22 protein-coding genes are annotated in these 22,337 nt (G+C 74.1%); 9 read left to right on the top strand and 13 right to left on the bottom strand.

What is annotated here, in order from left to right; translation table 11 throughout:
• Window positions 1-149 precede the first annotated feature (149 nt).
• A complete protein-coding gene (locus HH311_RS10265; RefSeq protein WP_169183543.1) occupies window positions 150-932 on the top strand; it encodes a hypothetical protein in 783 nt (260 codons plus the stop codon).
• Between the two features lie 87 nt (window positions 933-1,019).
• On the opposite strand, the gene HH311_RS10260 is transcribed toward HH311_RS10265, so the two are convergent.
• Together HH311_RS10260 and HH311_RS10255 are read right to left on the bottom strand one after the other, a co-directional pair.
• Window positions 1,020-1,799: an iron-sulfur cluster assembly protein gene (locus HH311_RS10260; protein ID WP_211190061.1), complete on the bottom strand. Its 780-nt coding sequence runs from the start codon at window positions 1,797-1,799 to the stop codon at window positions 1,020-1,022.
• Window positions 1,796-2,863, bottom strand: a complete 1,068-nt coding sequence (locus tag HH311_RS10255; protein ID WP_169183542.1) for an amidohydrolase family protein — start codon at window positions 2,861-2,863, stop codon at window positions 1,796-1,798. The genes HH311_RS10260 and HH311_RS10255 overlap by 4 nt, the downstream gene beginning before the upstream one ends.
• Before the next feature lie 342 nt (window positions 2,864-3,205).
• Between HH311_RS10255 and HH311_RS10250 the strand changes: the two genes are divergently transcribed.
• The gene (locus tag HH311_RS10250) at window positions 3,206-3,868 is read left to right on the top strand and encodes an SDR family oxidoreductase (RefSeq protein ID WP_169183541.1); all 663 of its coding nucleotides are present in this window, start codon (window positions 3,206-3,208) and stop codon (window positions 3,866-3,868) included.
• An 11-nt stretch (window positions 3,869-3,879) separates the two neighbouring features.
• Here the strand turns inward: HH311_RS10250 and HH311_RS10245 are convergent, their stop codons facing one another.
• From HH311_RS10245 to HH311_RS10210, 8 genes are all read right to left on the bottom strand, one after another.
• The gene (locus HH311_RS10245) at window positions 3,880-4,860 is read right to left on the bottom strand and encodes a glycine betaine ABC transporter substrate-binding protein (protein WP_169183540.1); all 981 of its coding nucleotides are present in this window, start codon (window positions 4,858-4,860) and stop codon (window positions 3,880-3,882) included.
• 28 nt (window positions 4,861-4,888) lie between these two features.
• Window positions 4,889-5,866: a glycine betaine ABC transporter substrate-binding protein gene (locus HH311_RS10240; RefSeq protein WP_169183539.1), complete on the bottom strand. Its 978-nt coding sequence runs from the start codon at window positions 5,864-5,866 to the stop codon at window positions 4,889-4,891.
• A 202-nt stretch (window positions 5,867-6,068) separates the two neighbouring features.
• Window positions 6,069-7,088, bottom strand: coding sequence for a glycine betaine ABC transporter substrate-binding protein (locus HH311_RS10235; RefSeq protein WP_169183538.1), 1,020 nt, complete (start codon window positions 7,086-7,088; stop codon window positions 6,069-6,071).
• A 128-nt stretch (window positions 7,089-7,216) separates the two neighbouring features.
• The gene (locus HH311_RS10230; protein ID WP_169183537.1) at window positions 7,217-8,020 is read right to left on the bottom strand and encodes an ABC transporter permease; all 804 of its coding nucleotides are present in this window, start codon (window positions 8,018-8,020) and stop codon (window positions 7,217-7,219) included.
• Window positions 8,017-9,081, bottom strand: a complete 1,065-nt coding sequence (locus HH311_RS10225; RefSeq protein ID WP_169183657.1) for an ABC transporter ATP-binding protein — start codon at window positions 9,079-9,081, stop codon at window positions 8,017-8,019. Before HH311_RS10225 ends, HH311_RS10230 begins: the two co-directional genes overlap by 4 nt.
• 10 nt (window positions 9,082-9,091) lie before the next feature.
• Window positions 9,092-9,778, bottom strand: coding sequence for an ABC transporter permease (locus tag HH311_RS10220; protein WP_169183536.1), 687 nt, complete (start codon window positions 9,776-9,778; stop codon window positions 9,092-9,094).
• Window positions 9,775-10,797 (bottom strand): IclR family transcriptional regulator, encoded by a 1,023-nt coding sequence (locus HH311_RS10215; protein ID WP_169183535.1) that lies wholly within the window; start codon window positions 10,795-10,797, stop codon window positions 9,775-9,777. The genes HH311_RS10220 and HH311_RS10215 overlap by 4 nt, the downstream gene beginning before the upstream one ends.
• Window positions 10,798-11,169: 372 nt before the next feature.
• Window positions 11,170-11,847, bottom strand: coding sequence for a DUF6474 family protein (locus HH311_RS10210; protein ID WP_169183534.1), 678 nt, complete (start codon window positions 11,845-11,847; stop codon window positions 11,170-11,172).
• Between the two features lie 244 nt (window positions 11,848-12,091).
• Between HH311_RS10210 and HH311_RS10205 the strand changes: the two genes are divergently transcribed.
• Window positions 12,092-13,975, top strand: a complete 1,884-nt coding sequence (locus tag HH311_RS10205) for a TM0106 family RecB-like putative nuclease (RefSeq protein ID WP_169183533.1) — start codon at window positions 12,092-12,094, stop codon at window positions 13,973-13,975.
• A gap of 13 nt (window positions 13,976-13,988) precedes the next feature.
• On the opposite strand, the gene HH311_RS10200 is transcribed toward HH311_RS10205, so the two are convergent.
• On the bottom strand, window positions 13,989-14,747 hold the full coding sequence (locus HH311_RS10200; RefSeq protein WP_169183532.1) for an SDR family NAD(P)-dependent oxidoreductase: 759 nt from the start codon (window positions 14,745-14,747) through the stop codon (window positions 13,989-13,991).
• Window positions 14,748-14,876: 129 nt separating this feature from the next.
• A complete protein-coding gene (locus HH311_RS10195) occupies window positions 14,877-16,169 on the bottom strand; it encodes a cyclopropane-fatty-acyl-phospholipid synthase family protein (protein WP_169183531.1) in 1,293 nt (430 codons plus the stop codon).
• Window positions 16,170-16,362: 193 nt separating this feature from the next.
• On the opposite strand from HH311_RS10195, the gene HH311_RS10190 reads away from it, so the two are divergent.
• From HH311_RS10190 to HH311_RS10175, 4 genes are all read left to right on the top strand, one after another.
• Window positions 16,363-17,505 carry a hypothetical protein gene (locus tag HH311_RS10190; RefSeq protein WP_169183530.1) on the top strand — a complete coding sequence of 381 codons (1,143 nt, stop codon included), beginning with the start codon at window positions 16,363-16,365 and terminating at the stop codon, window positions 17,503-17,505.
• A 28-nt stretch (window positions 17,506-17,533) separates the two neighbouring features.
• Window positions 17,534-18,349, top strand: coding sequence for a PIG-L family deacetylase (locus HH311_RS10185; RefSeq protein ID WP_169183529.1), 816 nt, complete (start codon window positions 17,534-17,536; stop codon window positions 18,347-18,349).
• Between the two features lie 44 nt (window positions 18,350-18,393).
• Entirely contained in the window at window positions 18,394-19,293 is a 900-nt protein-coding gene (locus tag HH311_RS10180) for an alpha/beta hydrolase (protein ID WP_169183528.1), read from the top strand.
• Between the two features lie 109 nt (window positions 19,294-19,402).
• The gene (locus HH311_RS10175) at window positions 19,403-19,660 is read left to right on the top strand and encodes a hypothetical protein (RefSeq protein ID WP_169183527.1); all 258 of its coding nucleotides are present in this window, start codon (window positions 19,403-19,405) and stop codon (window positions 19,658-19,660) included.
• Window positions 19,661-19,692: 32 nt separating this feature from the next.
• Here the strand turns inward: HH311_RS10175 and HH311_RS10170 are convergent, their stop codons facing one another.
• On the bottom strand, window positions 19,693-20,304 hold the full coding sequence (locus tag HH311_RS10170) for a response regulator transcription factor (protein WP_169183526.1): 612 nt from the start codon (window positions 20,302-20,304) through the stop codon (window positions 19,693-19,695).
• Window positions 20,305-20,748: 444 nt separating this feature from the next.
• On the opposite strand from HH311_RS10170, the gene HH311_RS10165 reads away from it, so the two are divergent.
• Entirely contained in the window at window positions 20,749-22,098 is a 1,350-nt protein-coding gene (locus tag HH311_RS10165; RefSeq protein ID WP_169183525.1) for a DUF1996 domain-containing protein, read from the top strand.
• 16 nt (window positions 22,099-22,114) lie between these two features.
• Window positions 22,115-22,297: a hypothetical protein gene (locus HH311_RS10160; protein ID WP_169183524.1), complete on the top strand. Its 183-nt coding sequence runs from the start codon at window positions 22,115-22,117 to the stop codon at window positions 22,295-22,297.
• Window positions 22,298-22,337 lie beyond the last annotated feature (40 nt).

The raw sequence follows: 22,337 nt of genomic DNA, 5'->3' as shown, positions 1-22,337 counted from the left end.
TTCGCTGGACCGTGACGACCTCAGGGTGGTCGCGCCGTTGGCCGTGGCCAGGGTGGCCGCCCTCGTCGCCGCCGGACTGCGCCCCGAGACGATCGCCCGGCGGGTCCGGGCGGGGTACTGGCAGCGCCCGTTCCCCCGGCGTGATCATCATGCAGAGCGGACGACCGACCCGGGAGCAGTTGATCGTCGCCGCGCTCCTGTACGCGGGCGACGATTCCGTGCTGACGGGGGCCGAAGCCGTCCGGCGCCACGGATTGCGGCGGCTCCCGGACATCCCGGAGCTGCACCTGCTGGTGTCGAAGGACCGGCACCGTCGATGCTTGCCGACGCTGGTCGTGGAGCGGACGGGGCGCCCGCCCGGCACGGTCGAGCGGGACGGTGTCCAGGTGGCCGTCCTCGAGCGAGCAGTGCTCGACACGGCCCGACGCCTGAGCGACCGCGACGAGGTCCGGGCATTGATCGCCGACGCGATCCAGCAGCGCCGCACCACGACGGCCCGGCTCGGTGAGGAGCTGGACGCCGGAAACCAGCGGGGCTCCGCGCTGGTACGGGACGTCCTCGAGGAGATCGCCGACGGCATCCGCTCCGCCACGGAGGGGTGGGGCCGCGATCTGTACGCGCGGAGCGGGCTCCCGCCGATGCTGTGGAACGCGACCCTGCGCTGGCCGAACGGCCGCTTCCTCGCCACCCCCGACGGCTACCTGCCGTGCGTCGGGATGGCGTGGGAGAACGACTCGATGGAGTTCCACCCGGTCGCGGAGGACGAGACCGCCCGTCGTCGCGCGGACATGGTCGCGGCCGGTGTCGTCGTCGCGCACCACCGCCCACGTCGGTTGAAGACGGAGCCGGAGCGGGTGATCGAGGAGCTCCGCGCCCACTACGAACTGGCGGCCTCCCGGCCCACCCCGAACGTCATCGTCGTCCCCGCGTAGGGGTCGGCCCCCCGAGGGACGAACGACTCGTTCGTGGCTTCTACGTGCACGAACGAGTCGTTCGTCCCAGGGACACCCGAGGACGGGTCAGCCGCCGTAGCGGACCGCCAGCTGACCGCGGCAGATGCTCGTGTTGGCGTCCACCCCGACCTGGTACGAGCGGGCCTTGCGCAGATGCAGCGGCAGGGCGTCGACGCCGACGGTGCGCCCGCTCGGGTCCACGACCAGCGGGTCGTCGTCGCCGGCCGGGATCCCCAGCTCCCGACGCCGGGCCCGCAGCCGCACCAGGTCCGCCGACGCCGGGGCCTCGCCCAGCGTCATCGCCGCGACCTGCTCCGGCGTCGCCCCCTCGCGCATCAGTGGGCGCACGACGAGGTCGGTGCCCGCCATGAGGGCCCGCTCGGTGAAGGTCCGGCGCAGGTCGTCGAGCTCCGCCACGGCCTCCCCGACCTCCGTGCCCGCCATCGAGCCCACGAACCCGGCCCGCGCGGCGACGCCGGCGTTGATGGCGTCGGAGGCGAAGTGGTCGATGAGCACCACGTCGGGCCGGGCCACGCCGTCGACGGCGGCCACGGCGTCCCAGGCGTCCGCGACCATGAGGAACGCGAAGTTGGGCGCGCAGAAGTAGGTGGGCAGGCGCAGCCGAACGTGCGCCACCGACCCGTCGTCCACCGCGACCGACGCGACGAAGTCGAGCGAGACGACGTCGGCGTCGAGCTCGGGGTCGCGCACCGCCCGCAGCGCCTCCCACACCCGCGCCGCCGTCCCGGTCGCGGCCGCCGCGGCGGCGTCGCCGGAACCGGTGACGCGGGTGTCGGCGGGGCCACCCACGGAGCGCAGCGGCGCCGGATCCGTGAGGGCCGTCATGCCTGGGCCACCGCCCCGTCCTCGACGAGCTCGGCGTCGTCCGAGGACGCCGGCGCCGAGGTCTCGGAGGGCAGCTGCAGCTCGGCGGGCACCGGGATGTCGTAGAGCCGGGCCGCGTTGAGGCCGAGGATCTTCTTCTTGCCCTCGACGCCGAGGCGCGGGTAGTCGTCGAAGTCGGCCGACTCGGGGTAGTCCCAGTCGACGAGGCCCTCGACCTGCCAGCGGGGCTCCCAGATGGCGTAGTCCGAGCCGAACGTCATCTTGTCCTCGCCGACCCAGAACAGCAGCTCACCCATGACCTTGGCGAAGAACCGGGGCCGGGCGTGCATGAGCGCCCCGAGGACCACCGAGAGGCCCGCGTAGACGTTGGGCTCCTGCGTCGCCATGAAGCAGAAGTCCTCGATGCGGGGCAGCCCGACGTGCTCGACGACGAAGTTCAGGCCCTGGAAGTCGGTGGCCGCGTGGTCCACGTCGGAGACGTCGAACGCGTCCTTGTCCAGCGGCCAGATCGTCGGGCCCTTGTGGATGTGGATGTTGCGGATGCCCAGCTCCTGGGCGCGCTCGAGGAAGCGGTAGCACTCCGGGTCGGTCAGCTTGAAGCCCCGCGAGTCGCCGTTCCACTCCGCGGTGTAGAGCTTCGCGCCGAGCGGCTTCCACTTCTCGACGTCGGCCTCGAACTCGCGCATGCCGGCGTCGCCGTCACGCGGGTCGAAGCGGGTGTTGAGGCGGAACTTGTCCGGGTGGTTCGCGAGCAGCCGGCCGTTGCGCTCGGTGGTGTTGAAGCCCTCGCCGTACCACTCGCGCAGGTACGTGGGCTGGGCGATCGCCACGTCCACGTGCCCGTCGGTGAAGAGGTCCTTCAGGAGGTCCTCCTCGGAGTACTTCTGGAAGTGCTCGATCGACCAGTGGGTCTCGGCCGGGCCGAGCGACTGGTAGGCGTGGAAGCACTCGATCCAGCCCTTGGCGTACTGCTCGGCGCCCGGGACCCAGTTCTCCGGCGACGCGTCCCAGTAGTGCATGTGGGAGTCGACGACGAAGTACTTCTCGCCATCCTTCTCGTACATGGGTGCATGCCTCCGCGGCGGTCGTGGTGGTGGACGGCGGCCCCTCGGCGGGCCGTCCGGCGACCGAGGTCGCCCGGTGATGGGTCCGAGTCGTATGCATGGACGCGGACGGCCGTCACCCGGGGACCTCGCGACGTGTGGTGGTGGGAGACCGGGGCGCGGTCCCGCCCGTGGTGGTGGGCGGGACCGCCGTGTCGACGATCGTGGCCCCGGTCTGCTCGGTGGCGATCTCCATCACAGGGCACAGCTCGGTTGTGCGCAAGGTCTCGGTTTCCGTCGGTCGCCGAAAGCGACGAATCGGACAAGGGCGTGGCGCCGTGCCGGTGGGGGTAGGCGGTGACCATGCGCGTCGTCATCGCCGGAGGCCACGGCAAGATCGCCCTGCACCTCGAGCGGCAGCTCGCCCACCGGGGCGACCGGCCCGTGGCGCTCGTCCGCAACCCCGACCATGCCGACGAGGTCCGCGACGCGGGCGCCGAGCCCGACGTCGTCGACCTCGAGGCGATCGGCGCGGACGACCTCGCCGGGCACCTGCAGGGCGCCGATGCGGTCGTCTTCGCCGCGGGCGCCGGGCCGGGCAGCACCGCCGAGCGCAAGCGGACCGTGGACCGCGACGGCGCCCTCCTGCTCGCCGACGCCGCTGCCCGCGCCGGCGTCCGCCGCTACCTGCTCGTCTCGTCGATGGGGGCCGCCGACCCGCCGTCGCCGGCCGACGACGACTCGATCTGGGGCGAGTACCTGCGGGCCAAGCACGACGCGGAGCAGGGCGTGATCGGGCGCGACGCCCTCGACGTCACCGTCCTGCGCCCGGGCCGGCTGACCGACGAGCCCGCGACGGGCCGCGTGACCCTCGCCGAGGGCCCGGTCGGTCACGAGGAGGTGACCCGCGAGGACGTCGCCGCCACCCTGGTCGCGCTCCTCGACGCCCCGGGCTCGATCGGCCGCACGCTCGAGCTGATCAACGGCACCGTCCCCCTGACGACGGCCGTGGACGACCTGGGCTGACCCCCGACCGGTCAGCCCTGGGCGACGAGGCCCTCCGCGACCAACCAGCGGCGGGCCACGTCGCGGGGGTCCCGGCCGTCGACCTCGACCTCCCGGACCATGCCCCGCATCGCGGCCCCGTCGAGCCGGCGGGTGACCTCGCCGAGCACGTCGGCCATCGCGGGGTGGCCGGCGAGCAGGCCGGCCCGCAGCACCGGCGCGTAGCCGCGGGGCCCGGCCGGGCCGGTCAGCACCCCGCGCACGTCGGGGAGCACCACGAGCCCGAGCGCCGGCACCCGCCCGGCGTCCCCGGGGACCAGCCCCGCCGTGCACCGCCCGGTGGCGACCCCGGCGAGCACCGCGTTCGCGTCCTCGCCGACGACGACGGGCGCGAAGCCGTAGCCCGCGCTCAGGACGGCCGTGCCGGGCGCGACCGCGGAGCCGGGGACCGCGTCGGGGACGGCGCAGAGCGTGACCGGCGCAAAGCGGCCGAGGGCCGCGAGCCCCGGCAGGTCGGGCGCCGTCCCGGGCCGGGTGACGACGACGTCCGCGCCGTCGAAGGTGGTCGGGTCCAGCCAGGCGACGTCGTGCCGGGCGTCGAGGGCCCGCAGCGCCGCGAGCGTGGGCGGCGCCGGCGGGACCGCGTCGTCGGGTGAGGGGGTGCCGTCGGGGAGGGTGGTGCGCAGCGAGGCCCACCCGGTGTCGACGTCGGACTCCTGGGTCGACTCGTGCACGTCGAGGGCCCCGACCTTGCCGCACTCGTCCTCGGCCTCGCCCCGGGCGGCCTGCACCGCGGCGATCGTGATCTGGCACAGCAGCCGCAGCGGGGTGGTGGGGCCGCCCCCGACGACGTAGCTCGCGCCCCGCAGGTCCCCGCGCTGCGCGAGCACGCCGCCCGAGGCCTCGGGCGAGGGCGGCGTCGCGTTCCCGCACGCCGTTGCGAGCAGGGTGAGCAGGGCGAGCAGCACCAGCGGCGCCGCGGCCGGGACGGACGAGCGGGCCGGCCGGGACACCGCGGCATCATCGCAGCTCCGGGTCACCTCACCCGGTGAGGCCCTGTTCGCGCAGGAAGGTCCGCGCGACCTCGTCGGGCGAGCGCTTGCCCACCGAGACGCGGGCGTTGAGCTCGCGCATCACCGGCTCGGTGAGCATGGGCGCGAGCCGCTCCGAGAGCAGGGCGAGGCGCGGGTTGCGGGCGAGCACGTCGGACCGGACGGTCAGCGCGGCGTGGTAGGGCAGGAAGTAGCCCATGTCGTCGGTCAGCGTGTTGATGCGCATCGCGTTGAGCCGCCCGTCGGTGGCGAAGACCTCGCCGAAGGTGCAGGGGCGCACGGCCGCGACCGCGGGGTAGATGTCGTCGAGACCCGTCGTCGTGAGCGCGCCGGGGGGGAACTGGAAGCCGTAGGTCCGCAGCAGGCCGACGAGGCCGTCCTCGCGGCCGGTGAACTCCTGGTCGATGCACATCGTGGCGTCCGGCGACCCGGAGCGGGCGAGCCGGGCGAGGTCGGAGATGGTCCGCACCCCGAGGCGGTCGGCGTTCGCGGCCTGCACGCCGATCGCGTAGGTGTCGTCGAACGGGGTCTGGCGTAGCCAGGTCACCCCGTTGGCGGCGTCGGCGTCGCGCACCGCCGTGAACAGCTCGTCGGGGTCGGTGAGCTGGCCCTCCTGGCGCAGGTAGATGCGCCAGGCCGTGCCGGTGTACTCCCAGTACATGTCGATGGCGCCCGTGGTCAGGGCCGAGCGCACGGTGTCCGAGCCCTGGGTGTCGCACCGGTCCACGACGTTCGCGCCCGCGGACTGGAGCAGGGCGATCGTCATCCGGCAGAGCAGCAGCTGCTCGTCGAACTCCTTGGAACCGACGACGTAGGTCTGGCCGGTGAGGTCGACGTCGCGGGCGAAGCTGCCGGGCGCGGTCAGCCGCTTCGGCGCCTCGGCGGAGCAGCCCGCGGCGAGGGCCACGCCGCAGAGCAGCGCGACGGCGACGGCGGTGAGCCGGGGGAGCAGGCGGACACGGCGCATGCCGTTCCTCCGGGGGGATCGCGGAGCGGCGGGCCGGCCCGGGTGGGGACCGGCGCGGGAGACGACGGCGGTGGGGACCGGCGCGGGAGACGACGGCGGGGAGGCCCCGGAGGACCTCCCCGCCGTCGTGGGTCACGGTGCTGCCGCGGCGGCACCTGGCCAGGTGCCGCCGGGGGCGGCACCGGGCCGGATCAGGACTCGATCAGGACTGGCCGATCAGGCCCTGCTGCTGGAGCCAGTTCTTCGCCACCTGGGCCGGGTCCTGGCCCTGCGACGAGATCTGGCCGTTGAGGCCCAGCATCGTGTTGTAGTCCAGGCGCTTCGCGATCTCGTTCGAGACCTGGACGACGCCCGGTGCACGCGCCACGACGTCACCACGGATGGTGTTCGAGGCGTTGTAGATCGGGAAGAAGTTCTTGTCGTCGGGCAGCGCGACCAGGTGGAGACCCGGGATGCGGCCGTCGGTGGTGAACACCTCGCCGAACTTGCAGGGGTTGCCGTTGGCGGTCGCCTGGTAGACGACGCCGGTGTCGAGCGTGGTGACGGCCGGCGGCGACGTGTACGGCTTGGTGACGCCGTAGGTGCGCAGCAGGTTCGGGAGGCCGTCGTCACGGCCGGCGAACTCGGGCTCCACGCAGAGCGTGGCGTTCGGGTTGCCGGAGTTGATGAAGTTGGCCCAGTCGGACGTGTTCTTGATGTTGTTCTGCTGGGCGAACGCCTCGGTGGTGCCGATGGCGTAGGTGTTGTTGAACGGCGTCGGGTTGGTCCAGACGATGTTGTTCTGCTTCTTGTCCAGGTCCCGCGTCGCGATGTACTGCTGCTGCGGGTCCTTGATCACCTGGGTCTGCTTCAGGTCGGTGATCCAGCCGGTGCCCGTGTACGACCAGTACATGTCGACCTGACCGCTGGTCAGGGCGGCACGCGCGGCGGCCGAGCCCTGGATGCCGCAGCGGTCGTTGACGGTGGCGCCGACCGACTGCAGCGCCTGGACCTGCGCCTTGCACAGGAAGAGCTGCTCGTCGAAGTCCTTGCCGCCGACGGTGAACGTCTGGCCCTGGAGGTTGATGCCGCTCGCGGCGAGGCTGCCGCCGGTGGCCTGCGGCTGACCGCTGCCGGACAGGCCCCCGCAGCCCGCCGCGAGCAGCGCGGTGGCCGCGAGCGTGACCGCCCCGGCCCTCCACCCGCGCAGGCGGCTCCCGCCGCCCTGGGTCTTCCACTGCACTGGTCGTCTCTCCTTCGTCGTGAGGTCCGCTTGCGGGGCCTCGGCCTGGGTTGTGCCTGGACTTGCGGAATCACTGCCACGACCCGGGCGGACTCCCTCGATCCGCCCGGAGCGTCCTGGGCGCCCGGTCAGCCCGACCGGGCGACGATGACCCGCTCGGCGACGCCGGCGAGCCAGTCCACCGCCAGCGCGAGCGCGGCGATGATCACCCCGCTGACGATCAGCAGGTTGATGCGGTTGAGCCGCAGTGCCTGCTGGACGAGCTCGCCCAGCCCGCCCGCCCCGATGTAGGTGGCCAGGGTGGCCGTCCCGACGTTGAGGACGAGCGCCACGCGCAGCCCGGCCACGATGACCGGGACCGCGAGCGGGATCTCGACCCTGAAGAGGGTCTGCCGCGACGACATGCCCATGCCGCGGGCGGCCTCGATCAGGGACTGGTCGACCTGCTGGAGGCCGACCACGGTGTTGCGCAGCACCGGGAGCAGGGCGGCCAGCGTGAGGCCGATGACGGCGCTGCGGACGCCGAACTCCCAGAAGCCGAGCAGCAGCAGCACGCCGAAGGGCGGCAGGGCCTGGGCGAACCCGCCGAGGGCGAGCACCCCGCCCTGGACCCGACGCGCCCCGGGTCGGCTTAGCACGATGCCGAGCGGCACCGCGATGACGAGCACCAGCACCGTCGAGTAGAGCGTGAGCAGCAGGTGCTGGCCGAGCTGGCTCAGGACGTTGTTGGCCTCGAGGGCGCGGGCCTCGATCGAGTCGAGGGTCCGGGTGCTGATGTAGACGTAGGTCAGGATCAGGCCGACGATGATGATCGCCGGCGCGACGAGCAGGTCGTAGTTGGCCCGGATGGTGCCCAGGAACCCGCCGCCGGAGCCCGATGCCGACGGCTCGGTGCCCGAGGGCAGGCCGGGCTGCAGGTCGACCGCGGTCACCGGTCACGCTCCCGCGTCTTGAGGCCCGCGACGAGGTCGTTCCAGTGCAGGACGCCCTGCGGGAGGCCCTCGTCGTCGACGACCGCGACCAGCGAGGCCGAGCCGTCGAGCATGACGTCCACCGCGTCGTACACGGTGCCCGACAGCGGCACCGTCACCAGCGCGGTGCCGGAGGCGTCGCGGTCGGGCAGGTGCCGCCAGGACACCGGACGGCCCTGGGCGTCGACCTCGGCGACCGGGGTGCCGTTGCGGTTGCCGACCGCGGACTCGGCGGTCTCGATGGGGTGCAGCTCGAGCCGCGAGAGCTCGAGCAGCGACAGCCGGCGCACGGCCGCGCCGCCGCCCACGAAGTCCGACACGAAGTCGTCGGCGGGGTGGGTCAGCACGGTGTCGGGGTCGTCGTACTGGGCGAGCCGACCGCCCGTGGCGAAGACGGCGATCCGGTCGCCCAGCTTCACGGCCTCCTGCAGGTCGTGGGTGACGAAGGCGATCGTCTTGCCCACCGTGCGCTGGATCTCGAGGAACTCGTCCTGCAGGCGGTCGCGGGTGATCGGGTCGATCGCGCCGAAGGGCTCGTCCATGAGCATCACCGGCGGGTCCGCGGCGAGCGCGCGGGCGACGCCGACGCGCTGCTGCTGGCCGCCGGAGAGCTGGCGGGGGTAGCGGTCGCGGTAGGTCGAGGGCTCGAGGCCCACGAGGTGGAGCAGCTCGTCGGCCCGTTCGCGGATCTTGTTCTTGTCCCAGCCGAGCATCTTCGGGACGACGCCGATGTTGTCGGCGATGGAGAAGTGCGGGAAGAGCCCGCCCTGCTGGATGACGTAGCCGATCTTGCGGCGCAGCTGGTCGCCGTTGACGTCGGTGACGTCGTCGCCGTCGAGCAGGATGCGGCCCGACGTCGGCTCGATCAGCCGGTTCATCATCTTCAGCGTGGTCGTCTTGCCGCAGCCCGACGGCCCGATGAGCATGACGATCTCGCCGCGCGGGATGGTCATGTCGAGGCGCTCCACCGCCGGGGAGGTGGAGCCGGGATAGATCTTCTCGACGCCTTCCAGGACGATCATGTTCTCGGTCTCAGACACGGATCCCCCTCGGGATGGTCAGGCGCTGCACGATGGCGAAGATGATCTCGAAGACGGCGGCCACCACCAGGCACATCACCGTGCCGATGAGGACCTGGGGGAAGGCGTTCGCGGCGCCGATGCGGGTGATGCCGGTGAGCAGGAGCTTGCCGAGGCCCGGGCCCTGCACGATGGACGCGACCACCGCGATCGAGATCGAGATCAGGGTGGTGACGCGGATGCCGTTGAGGATGACCGGCCAGGCCAGGGGGAGCTGGATCGTCAGCAGCCGGCGGACGCGGCCGTAGCCGAGGCCGCGGGCCGACTCCAGGATCGAGCGGTCCACCGCCGTGAGGCCGGCGACCGTGTTCCGGAGCACCGTGTAGAGCGTGTAGATCGTCAGCACGATGATCGCGGTGGTGACGCCCAGCCCGGTGATCGGGAGGAAGAGCACGAACAGGGCCAGCGAGGGCACCGTCAGGACGGCCGCGGTGATGAGGAGCGAGCCCTCGCGGATGCCGGTGGCCCACCAGTCGAAGCTGAACCGGTTGGGGTTCGGCTCGCCGGTGGAGACGACCAGGCCGATGGCGACGCTGATGATGGAGCCGATGGCCACGCAGTAGAAGACGAACTGGGCGTGCTGGATGGTCAGGTTGATGATCTGCGTGCTGTTCTCGGCGAAGTACTGGAAGACGTTCACGACACTCCTTCCTTTCTGGTCGGAGGGACGGGCGGGGTGGTCGGGGGGCGGCGCGGGCGGGGGGTGCGGGGCGGTGGACCCGCTCCGGAGGGCGAGACCGGGGCGCCCGGGGCGCCGAGCGCGGCGGAGAGGTCGGCGGCCGCGCGCAGCACGCCGGTGCTGACCTCGGCCAGCACCGGGTCGATGCGGGAGTCCGGCCCGCCGACCGTGACGGCGGCGACGACGCGGCCGGCGGCGTCGCGGACCGGGGCGCCGACCGAGAGCAGGCCGCGGTCCATCTCGTGGCGGGCCAGCGACCAGCCCCGGCCGCGGTCCTCGGCGATCCGCACCACCAGCTCGTCCAGCGAGCGGGGGGCGGCCGGGCCGGCGGCGGTGAGGCCCTCCGGGACGATCAGGCGGGCGACCGCGGCGGTGTCGAGGTCGAAGAGCAGGGCGCGACCGCCCGCGGTGCACGAGAGCGGCACCGTCCGCCCGACCCAGCCGACGGCGCGCAGCTCGCTGTCCGGGGCGGCCGTGCTGACCGTCATCGCGCTGCCGCCGCTGCGTACGCAGACCTCGACGCGCTCACCGAGCAGCGCGGCCTCGCGCTCCACCAGGGCGTCGGCCTCGTCGCGCAGCCGCTTGCTCACGGCCCGGACGCCGAGCGAGAACAGGCGGGTGCCGAGCCGGTAGCGCAGGGTCCCCGCCTCGCGCTCCACGAAGCCGGCGTCGGCGAGGAGCCGGAGCAGGCGCGAGACCTGGGATTTGTCCCGGCCGAGGGTGCGGGCGATCTCGACGACCCCGAACGACGTCGGGGCCTCCACGGCGGTGCCCGCGGGCCCGCCGAGCCCGAGCGACTCGGGGTCGCCGAGGAGCTCGAGGATCGCGAGCGCCCGGTGGACCTGGCCGCCGCCGGAGGCGTCGCCCGCGGAGGCGGTGGCGGTGGCGGCAGGGGCGGTGGCGGCGGGGGCAGTGGCGGCGGGGGTCGTCGTGGGCGTGACGGCGGACGACGTGGGGCCGCGCGAGGCGCGTGGGCTCAAGACTCCCCCTCTCCGCTCCCTGACGCGGGGGAGCGCGAGGGGCAACCGGCGTTGCCGAGCGGGCAACGGTCTGCGAGAGGTTAAGGGCCCGTCCATGAGGTTGTCACCCGGTAGTTGGGACGTCCGGGGCGGGTCGCGGGCGATCAGGTGACCGGCAATCGGTGACGCAGCGTTGGCAACAGGCCGTTGAGCAGCGGATCTAGAGGAGCGGTGTCCGGTTCGTCTCGCTCGGGTGAACTGAACGCAGTCAGATCGTAACTTTGGGTCACTCCGCCGGAAGGGGGGTCGCGGAGCACCGCGCCGGGGCGGACACGGGCGCGACGTTGCAGGAACACACCGTGCCGTTGACCCTCCGCGTCGGCCCCGGGAGCCTCAGCGACCGGCCGCCGGGAGGCCCTTGCCCGGGTCGCCGGACGCGTCGAGGCCCCACAGCGCGAGCAGGCGCGCCTCCAGCCGGTCGAGCTCGGCGGCCACCGCGAGGTGCGCCCGCCGGCGACGCCCGGCGGGCATCTGCTCGGCGGAGCGGACGGCGGCCTCGAGGTCGGAGAGCCGGGTCCGGGCGTCGGCGGCGAAGGTGCGGACCTCGCCGTCGTCGGGACGCCGGTTCGCGAGCTCGCGCACCGAGTTCGCGAGGTTGTGGCAGCGCGCGTAGAGCGCGGTGCCACGCCCGGAGAACGCCGAGAGCTCGTCGGGGGCGACGCCGAGCCGGCGTGCCCGGTAGTCGTCCACGCGCGACCGGGCCGCCCCCACCGCCTGGTAGACGATCGGCGCGGCGACCGGGACGACCACGCGCGCGATGCCGATCCACCGCTTCACCGTGGCGCCGGTCAGGGCGCCGTCCTCGGCGTCCTTGGTCTCCTTGGCCGCCGCCTCCTCGATCTCGACGGACTTCTCGGCGGCCAGTCGTTCGGCCTTCGCCGCCTTGGCGGTCTGCTTCTCGGCCTTCGCGGCCTGCTTCGCGGCCTTGCGGGACAGGACGACGACGCCGTGCCCGTCACCGTCGGCCCCGCCGAGCTCCACCGAGTACTTCGTGCTGCGCCGCCGCGCCATGGGTCCTCCCGCTCGTCCGGCGGCCGGCCCTCGCCGGGCGCCCCGGACGGGTCCCACCCCCTGGTCGCGGGGGCGGCCTCCCGGCCCGGTGTCCGTCTGCTGCGGGCACGGTTCCCCGCTCGGCCCGGACCCTAACGGCGCGTCCTCGTCCGTGGGCGGCGCCACGGGCCGGTGTCGTCGCCGCGGAGCCGCCGATCGCCCGTCCACGACGAGGGTGTCGGGGGGTCGTGGCAGGCTCGGGGTCATGAGCAGCACGGATGCGGCCGCTCCCGGAGGTGGTGGCCCAGCCGGGAGTGGCGGAGCCGGGGGTGGCGGGGTCGGCGAGGTCGGGCTCCCCGGGGCCGGGCCCGCCGTCCGTGGTGTGCCCGGTGTCCCCGCTGCCGGCTGGCCCCGGCCCGTGCTCCTCGACGCGGCCGTCACCACCCGGTGCCGCCGGCGCGTCCACCTCGAGCACGATCCCGACGCCGGGCGCAGCACCGGGGCGACCGACGTGGAGGACGCGGGCGGCGCGGTGCTGCCGGAGCCGGACCCGGGCGTCGAGATGCGGCTGGCCGACGCGGCGGAGCACCGGGCGGCGCTCGCCGCCCGCTTCGCCCAGCTCCTCGGGGCGTCCTACCGCCGCGTCCCCGACGGGGCCCGGGGCGAGCGGGTCGAGGCGACCCTCGCGCTCGCGGCCGACGAGTCCGTCGCGGCCCTCGGCGCCGCCGAGCTGCCGCCGGGCGGTGGCCGGCGCGGCCACGCCGAGCTGCTCGTGCGCGCGGCGGGGGCCGGCGGGGGCTGGTACCCCGTGATCGTGGTGCGCCACCGGGTGAGCGACCCGGGGAACGGGGCGTGGACGTCGCCGCTGGCCCGGCCGCACCCGTCGGCGGCCACGCCCGACCCCGAGCGCAAGGTGCGGGCCGTGGCCCGGGACCTCTTGCGGCTCGCCCACCTGCACCGGATGCTCGCCGCCGCGGGTCTCGGGGTGCCCTCCGGGCCGGCCTGGGGCGGGGTGGTCGGTCTGGACGCGGACTGCGTCGTGTGGACCGACCTCGCCGCCGCGCCCGGCGGCGAGGCGGGCCGTAGCCCGCTCGACACCTACGACCGGCGGTTCGCCGACCGTCTCGCGGTCGCGACGGCCGCGCGGACCGGCGCGCCGGCCCTCGCGGAGCCCTCGCGCATCACCGAGTGCCGCCGGTGCCCGTGGTGGCCGGTCTGCGAGGCCGACCTGCGGCGCGTCGACGACGTGAGCCTCGTGGTCCGCGGGGAGGACGCGCTGCGGCTGCGCGGGCGCGGGATCACGACGGTGCGGGCGCTCGCCGCGCTCGACCCGCGGCGGGGGCTGCCCGAGCCGGTCGACACCCCCGACGCGCCCGCGGAGGACACCGGCCTCGGGACGGATCTGCGGGAGGCGGTCGCGCTGGCCCGGGCCTGGCGCTCGGACGTCCCGCTGGTGCGCCGCGTCGGCCGGCCCGAGGTGCCGCGGGGCGACGTCGAGGTCGACGTGGACATGGAGAGCCTCGGCGAGGACGGGGCCTACCTGTGGGGAGTGCTGCTCTCGGGGGCCGACGTGGGGCTCGCGCACGGCTACCGCGGCTTCGCGACCTGGGATCCAGTGCCCACCCGCGACGAGGCGCGGTCGTTCGCGGCGTTCTGGGCGTGGCTGTCCGACGTGCGGGCGCGGGCGGCGGAGCGGGGTCTGTCGTTCCGGTCGTACTGCTACAACGAGCAGGCGGAGAACCGCTGGTTGCGGGGTTCGGTGGAGCGCTTCGCCGGCGAGCCCGGCATCCCCCCGGCCGAGGAGGTGGAGGCCTTCATCGCCTCCGACGCGTGGATCGACCTGTTCCCGGCGGTGAGCGACTCGTTCCTGTGCCCCCACGGCAAGGGCCTCAAGCGGGTGGCCCCGTCCGCGGGGTTCGGGTGGCGCGACCCGGAGGCCGGCGGCGAGAACTCCATGCGCTGGTACCGGCGGGCGGTCGGGCTCGACGGCGAGGAGCCGGACCCGTCGATGCGCGAGCGGCTGCTGGTCTACAACGAGGACGACGTCCGGGCCACCCACGCGCTGCGCACCTGGATGACCTCCGACGCCGTCCTCGCCGTGCCCCACCTCGACGACCTGCGGGCCGAGCCCGACCGCACCGTCGCCTAGCGGTGCGGAGGTCCTAGCGCGGCTGCATGCGCAGCGCGCCGTCGAACCGGATGACCTCGCCGTTGAGGTAGTCGTGCTCGACGATCATGGCGACGAGCTGGGCGTACTCATCCGGCCGGCCCAGGCGCTGCGGGAACGGGATGCCCTTCGCGAGCTCGGTGCGGAACGACTCCTCGACGCCGGCGAGCATCGGGGTGTCGATGATGCCGGGGGCGATCGTCATGACGCGGATGCCGTACTGGGCCAGGTCGCGCGCCGCGGGCACCGTCATCCCGACCACGCCGCCCTTCGACGCGGAGTAGGCGATCTGCCCGATCTGGCCCTCGAAGGCCGCCACCGACGCGGTGTTGACGACGACACCGCGCGCGCCGTCCTCGAGCGGCTCGGTCTGCGCGACGGCCGCGGAGGCCAGCCGCATCACGTTGAAGGTGCCGATCAGGTTGACCCCGATGACCTGCGAGAAGACCCCCAGGTCGTGCGGGCCCTTCTTGGACAGCACGCGGCCGGCGGTGCCGATCCCGGCGCAGTTGACGACCACGCGCAGCGGCAGACCGGTGTCGACCGCGGCGTCGACCGCGGCCTGGACCTGGTCACCGTCGGTCACGTCGGCGCCGACGTAGTCGACCCGCTCCAGCTTCTCCGCGTCGTCGATCGCCTTCGGCAGGTCGATCGCCACGACGTGGGCCCCGCCGGCGGCGAGCCGGCGGACCGTGGCTCCCCCGAGGCCGGACGCCCCTCCCGTGACGATGGCGGCGACGTCGGTCGTGTCCATGGGCGATCGCGCTCCCTCGTGCTCGGCCGCCCCGGTCGGGGGCGCTCGCCGCGGAGGCTATCCCGGGCTCCCCGGGCCTGACGGTCAGGGCTGACCGTTCGGCCGAGGGTCACACCGGCACCTCCGGAATCAGCCGCGGGCGATGCCGAACTGCCAGTCGTCGAGGTACCCGGTCGCGAAACCGGCCTCGGAGTAGGCCAGGTAGAAGTCCCACATCCGCACGAACACGTCGTCGAACCCGAGGGCCCGGGCCTCGGCCTCGCGGCCCAGGAAGGTCGCCCGCCAGCGGTTGAGCGTCTCGGCGTAGTCGGGGCCGATCGACCGGCGGTCGTCCACGCGCAGCGTCGTGTGGCGGGCGAGGGTCCGCTCGATCGCCTCGACGCTGGGGATGATCCCGCCCGGGAAGATGTACTTGTGGATCCAGGTGTACGAGGACTTCGTCGCCTGCAGCCGGTGGTCGGGCATGGTGATGGACTGCAGACCGAAGCGCCCGCCGGGGGCGAGGAGCCGCTCGACGGTGCGGAAGTACTCCGGCCAGTACGCCACCCCGACGGCCTCGATCATCTCGATGGAGATCGCGGCGTCGTACTCGCCGACGGCGTCGCGGTAGTCGCGCACCTCGATCGTGATGCGGTCGGAGACACCGGCCGCCAGCGCGCGGGTGCGGGCGAGCTCGGCCTGCTCGACCGAGAGCGTGAGCGTCGTGACCCGCGCTCCCCGCCGGGCCGCCCGGATGGCCGCCTCGCCCCACCCGGTGCCGATCTCGAGGACGCGTGAGGAGTCCCGCACCCCGGCCAGGTCGAGGATGCCGTCGATCTTGCGGTGCTGGGCCGTGGTGAGCGATTCGGTGTGCTGACCGTCAGGCCCGACCGGCCCGGCGAACCACGCGGCGGAGTACATCATCGACTCGTCGAGGAAGAGCCCGAACAGGTCGTTCGACAGGTCGTAGTGCCGGTGCACGTTCTGCTGCGAGACCAGGGCGTCGTCGGCGACCTCCTCCTGCGGCTGCCCGCGGTCGTAGAAGCCCCGCATCCGGCGCAGCGGACGGGGCACGAGCTCCTCGATGTGCTCGCTGAAGCAGCGCAGGACGCCGACGAGGTCGTCGGAGTGCCAGTCGCCGACCATCCAGCCCTCGCCGAACCCGATCAGGCCCAGCCGCCCGATGCGGGTGAAGCAGGCCTCCGGCCGGATCAGCCGCATCGTCGGCGAGCCCGGACCGCCGCCGCCCTCGACGGTGCCGTCGGGCCAGAGCAGGCGCATCGGCATCCGCCGCACCGCCGCCCGCATGAGCCCGCGAGCCACGGTCATCCGCAGCCGGTGGGACCCGGGGTCCTGCAGGCCCGGCCACACGCCCTCGGCCGGCCGCGGGAGGGCTCGGCCGTCCTCGAAGGACAGTTCGTCGGACACGGGCGAGGTCGACACGGGGAGTCCTCTCGACGCGGGGTCGGTCTGCGAGGCGGCGGGGAGCCGTCGGGTGCACCTTCGTTGCCCGACCGTGCTCCGTTCGGTCCTCGGCGCGGAGATCGTGACCACGTCCGGGTGGAACGGGTGCGGTGCCCCGTTGGTCCGTTACCGTCTGCGGCAGGGGAACACCGACCGTGACGTGCCGGAGAGGATGTCTGTGGTGGAGGCCGCCGACGAGCTGCAGCGCCTGGACGACGACCTCGCGGCCGGTCGGGTGGACGCGACCTCCTACCGCCGACGGCGCGACGAGCTGGTCGCGCGTCGCCGGGAGGAGGAGGCCGCCGCCCGGGCGGCCCGGGCTCCGGCGCCCGCCGACCCGACCACCCCGACCGGCGATGCGCACGGGCCCGGGCGGCCGGTGTCCTCCGGGCAGGGGCCGGCGACCGGGTCGGCGTCTCCGGGGCGGGCCGCGGCCGGGCCCGACGGCGAGGCCGGATCGGACGCCGGAGGACCGGGCGGTGACGTGCCCGCCGCGCCCGGCTCCGGAGCGACCGAGTCGTCGCGGCTCGGTTCCCCCGGCGCGGGGCCGGGTGGGGACGCCTCCGGAGAGGCCGGGTCGCCGCGACCCGGTTCGCCGGGCGTGGGGTCGAGCGCGCAGGCCTCCGGAGAGACCGGGTCGCCGCGACCCGGTTCGCCCGGCGCGGGGTCGAGGGCGAAGACCTCCGGAGAGACCGAGTCGTCGCGACTCGGTCGCGCGGCCACGGATCCGTCCGTGGCCGTCCCGTCCGGGACCGCGCCGGCGCGACCCGCGGCCGATGAACCGGTGTCCCCGCCCCCGCACGATCCGGCCCAGGACACCGCCTCGATCCCGGTCGTGGCCGAACCCCGCCACGGACCCCGTGCCCCGGGCCCCGACCCGTTCCCCCCGCCGTTCCGGTGGGGCGAGCCGCCGCCCCCGACGGGGCCGTCGGCGGAGGTCACCCAGGTGGTCGGTCCCGACGCCGACCGGACCCAGGTGGTCCCGGACCCGCCACCGGGCCCGCCGCCGGGCCCGCCGCCGCCGGGCACTCCGCCCCCCGGCTTCCGCCCGCCGTCGTTCGCGCCTCCCCCGGAGCGCACCCAGGTGGTGCCCGGCGGGCTCGCCGGCCGACGCCCCTCGCCGCCGGTGCCCGCCGCGCAGACCACGCCGCCGTGGGTGGAGCGCGCACCGGACCGGGTGGACCGCCCGCCGTCGGGGATGCAGGGGTCGGAGGTGTTCCTGGGGAAGCGTCGCGAGCTCGCGTCGGTGATCGGGACCGCGGCGGTCGTCGTCGTGGTCATCCTGATCCTGGTGCTGTCGTTCACGCTGGGCTGATCCGGGCCGCCCACTAGGCTGCGGCGGCGTGGCCACCCTGGTGACGTTCCACGCCCATCCGGACGACGAGTGCATCGCCTGCGGCGGCGTGATGCGGGCCGCCGCGGACGCCGGCCACCGCGTCGTGCTCGTCGTCGCCACCGGCGGGGAGCACGGCGAGATCGTGGCCGACGTCCTCGCCCCCGGACAGACGCTCGCGGAGCGCCGCCACGTCGAGACCCTCGAGTCGGCGCGCATCCTCGGCGTCGCGCGGACCGAGTTCCTCGGCTACGTCGACTCGGGGATGGTCGGCACCGACACGAACGCCGCGCCCGGTGCCTTCGCCGCGGCCGACGTCGAGGACGCCGCCCAGAAGCTCGCGGCGATCCTGCGCGAGGAGGACGCCGACGTCGTCACCGTCTACGACGACCACGGCGGCTACGGGCACCCCGACCACGTGCAGGTCCACCGGGTGGGGATGCGCGCCGCCGAGATCGCGGGCACGCCGCGGGTGTTCCAGTCGACGATGAACCGCGACGAGATGCGCCGGCTGGTGGCGGCCGCGGCCGCGGCGGGGCTCATGGGCGACGGGGACGGACCCGACGAGCGCGAGGCCGAGTCGATGGGCACCCCGGAGGCCGAGCTCACGACCCGGGTCGACGTCTCGCCGTGGATCGCCGCCAAGCGCGCGGCGATGCGGGCCCACTCCAGCCAGATCGCCGAGGACTCGTTCTTCCTGGCGCTGCCCGACGAGGCCTTCGCGATGGCGTTCGGGACGGAGTGGTTCGTGCACGTCGGGCGGGCGCCGGGCGAGCCGTACGAGACCGACCTGTTCGGCGTCGACGGCGTCCGCGCCGTGATCTGACACACTCCGGGGCCGCTGTCGTCGCGAGCCGAGGAGTGTGCCGCATGGCCGTGCAGGAGATCGCGGTCGAGTCGGAGGGTCGGCGGCTGGGGGCCTGGTACCTGCCCGCCGAGGACGGCTCGCTGGCCGGCGAGGCCGGCCGGCCGTGCGTCGTCATGGCCCACGGGTTCGGCGCGACCCGCGACTCGGGCCTGCTGCCCTTCGCCGAGGGCTTCACCGCGGCGGGGGCGGACGTGCTCCTGGTCGACTACCGCGGCTTCGCCGACTCCGAGGGCGAGCCGCGCCGCTCGGTCGACCACCGCACCCACCGCCGGGACTACCACGCCGCCGTCGCGCGGGCGCGCCTGATCGACGGGGTGGACCCGGCCCGGATCGTGCTGTGGGGCTCGTCGTACGCCGGCGGCCACGTGGTGGCGGTGGCGGCCGAGGACCCGCGCATCGCGGGGGTGATCTCACAGGGCGCCGCGATGGACGGGCTCGGCGCCGTCCTCGAGATCCTGCGCTACGCCGGGGCCGGGCAACTGCTGCGGCTCACGGGCCACGCGCTCCGCGACACGGCCGGCGCCCTGCTCGGCCGCCCCGTGCACCGCGTCGGCATCTACGGCCCGCCCGGCGCGACCGCGGCGATCACCTCGCCCGACGCCGCGCCCGGCTACGGGGCGATCGTCGGGCCGACGTTCGTCAACGACATGCCGGCCCGCGGGATCCTCACGATCCCGTTCAACCGCCCGGTCACCGCGGCGCCCCGGGTGCGCTGCCCGATGCTGCTCGTGGTCGCCGCGGACGACGCGATCGCCCCGCCGGACGCGGTCCGGAAGGTGGCGGCGACGTCGGGCGGACGCGTCGAGGTCCTCGAGCTCGACTGCGGCCACTTCGACATCTACGTCGGTGAGCCGTTCGCGACCTCGCTGGAGCGCCAGATCGGGTTCCTCCGGACGTTGTAGGACACCCGTCCGGGTGGTGCTGCGTCCTCAGCGAAACAGTCGCGCGGACCGGGCGATGTACCGGGCGTGAGGCGGGCCGTGGGGCCCGCACCGTCCGGGGGGAAGCACCATGGGCCGCCACCACGTCGCCGTCGCCGTCAGCACCGCCGCGCCGCAGACCGCGCTGCGCTCGACGCCGTTCCCGGCCATCCCGGCGCCGCGGGTGTCGCCGGAGAGCACCCCGGTCGAGCCGACGGCGCCGGAGCCCCGCGGGTGGCGGGCCCGGCGGGCCGCCAAGGCCGAGGCCGCGGCCGCGCAGGCCCAGGCGCTGCAGGTCGCGCACGCCCAGCGGCGCGCCCGCCAGGTCGCCCTGGCGTCGATGGTCTAGCCGGCCTCCGGCCCTGTGAGCGCGGAGCGCACCTACCCCTCGAGCACGTACCCCCGCCCGCGGATGGTGCGGATGCGCTCCGCGCCGAGCTTGCGGCGCAGGTAGCCGATGTACACCTCGACGATGTTCGAGGTGGGCGGGCCGCCCCAGACCCGCGTGACGAGCTCGTCCTGCGACATCGCCTGGCCCCGCGGATGACGGATCAGTGCGTCCACGACGGCGTACTCGGTGCGGGACAGGCTCACCGGCTTGTTCTCGACGAACACCTGCTCCAGCGCGGTGTCGACCATGATCTCGCCGCGGCGCAGGTAGAGCTGGGCGGTCGGGCGGTCGTCGCCGAGCCGCAGGCGCAGCCGCGCGAGCAGCTCCTCCATCGGGAACGGCGTGACCAGGTAGTCGTCGTGGCTCGCCCGCAGCGTCGAGACCGTGCGGTCCCGCGCCTCGGCCGAGGTCAGCGCGATGACCGGCGTGCGCGGGCTCTCGCGGTGCAGGTCCGCGAGGACCTCGACCGGGCGCAGGCCGCTCATCTCGACGTCCAGGACCACCGCACGGGCGCCACCGGCGCGGGCGGCGGCCCCGACGCTCCAGCTCTCGCGCAGCAGCTGGGGTTCGAAGCCGTTGGACCGCAACGCACCGACGAGCACGCTCGTTGTGCGGTGGGGAGGAGCCACACACAGCACGCGGCCCCGCTCCGCGTCCGCATAACGATTGGGTTGCATCGCGGACCACAGTGCCGGGCACGCGGCCGGAGTTCAACGACGCGGCGCCGAGCGGCGGTGTGGCGGGCACGACGGGTGGATCCCTGAGAGCGCTCACCGGCGACCGTCGCATCCACTGGGCCGGTTGGACCAACAATCCCGCCCTTCGTCGCGTCACGACGCACGGTCAGCGGCATCCCGACCGGGTCTCTCTCAGATCACGGTCCGGTGAACGGTCCCGCTCCTAGCGTTCCGGCCCGCAAGACCACGGCGTCGTGCCGCGCTCCCCCGGAGCGGACACCCGAGTCCGTCCCGCCGGACGACGCCGTCGTGTCCGGGCCGCGCTCCCCACGGTCCGGGACCGATGAATCGTCAGGAGGTCGTTCGCCCATGCCCCGACGTGGACGACATCGCACGCGGCTCCCGTTCCGGCTCCTCGCGGCCGTCGCGGCCCTGCTCGTCGGCGGCACCGCCGTCGTGCTGGGCGGCACGGCGCTCGCGAAGGGCTCGGGCGGCGGGAGCATCATCTCCTCGCTCTCCGGCAAGTCCTCGTCCGACAAGTCCGACGACTCGTCGGACGGCGGGTCGGGTGACGGCAAGGACTCGTCGGACGGCGGCGACTCCGGGAAGGACTCCGGCAAGGACTCGTCGGACGGCGGCGACTCCGGGAAGGACTCCGGCAAGGACTCCTCGGACGGCAAGGACTCCGGGAAGGACTCCGGGGACGGCAAGAAGGTCAAGGACGGCAAGGACGGCGACAACACGCCGGACGAGGCCAAGAAGACCGACGACCAGAAGAAGCAGGACGCCAAGAACAAGGCCGAGGGCAAGAAGGACGACCCGTTCCCCGGCCGGGACAAGATCGCGGCGGCGAGCGGCGACGACTTCGTCGACATCAACAACGTCGCCCCCAGCGGCAACATCGGCGACGGCGGCGAGTTCTCCGGCGGCACCTCCACCGTCGACTGCGGTGTGAGCGACCACAACAACTCCGACAACTTCATCGCCGCCCCGGGCAAGCGCAACGGCGCCCAGCACGTCCACGACTACGTCGGCAACCAGTCGACCAACGCGAACTCCGACGACGGGTCGCTGGCCGGCGCCGGCACCTCGTGCGGCAGCGGCGACAAGAGCACCTTCTACTGGCCGGTGCTGCGCGACCTCAACGGCAAGGGTCCCGACGTCGGCCAGGACGGCGGCAGCAAGGACGGCAACGTCGGCAGCATCCTGAAGCCGGCGTCGGTGGACCTGACCTTCCACGGGCACGGCGACGAGCCGGTCAAGCCGATGCCGACCGATCTCCGGATCATCACCGGGAACGCCAAGGCGAAGGTGCAGAACGGCGACAACGCCAACGCCAAGTACACCTGCACCGGTTTCACCGACCGGGTCACCAGCAAGTACCCGATCTGCCCGTCGGGCTCGCACCTGGTGCGCATGCTCGACTTCCCGAGCTGCTGGGACGGGCAGAACCTGGCGTCGAAGGACGGGCGCTCGCACATGGAGTTCCCGGACAGCAAGGGCAACTGCCAGGACGGCTTCGAGCCGATCCCGGCGCTGCGCATGACGCTGACCTACGACCAGCCGGCGGGCAAGGCCTTCTCCATCGACTCGTTCCCGGACAACCAGCACGACCCCATCACCGACCACGGTGACTTCGAGAACGTGTCGAGCCAGGGGCAGGCGAAGGCCACGGCGAACTGCATCAACGGAAACCAGAAGTGCACGGACGTCGGGTGACGGGGAGGACACGGCGATGACGACAGGCCTGCTCGACCTCCGGGTCGAGGACTACGGATCGCGTCCCCGGGTGGAGGCCCCCACCCCGACCCGGGAGACGCCAACCGTCTCGGTCCGGGCCCTGGTCCTGCTGACGCTCGCCATGGCGGCGTTCATGACGGTGGCGGTGATCCTCAGCAAGGCGGCCGGCGCGTGCTGACCGGCTGAGCCACCGCACGCGTCACACCCCCTCGCGCCCC

Source organism: Actinomycetospora sp. TBRC 11914 (genome assembly GCF_012933465.1).
Lineage (GTDB): Bacteria > Actinomycetota > Actinomycetes > Mycobacteriales > Pseudonocardiaceae > Actinomycetospora.
Note: the sequence above shows the minus strand (reverse complement) of the source record. Positions and strands in the feature narration are given on the sequence as shown.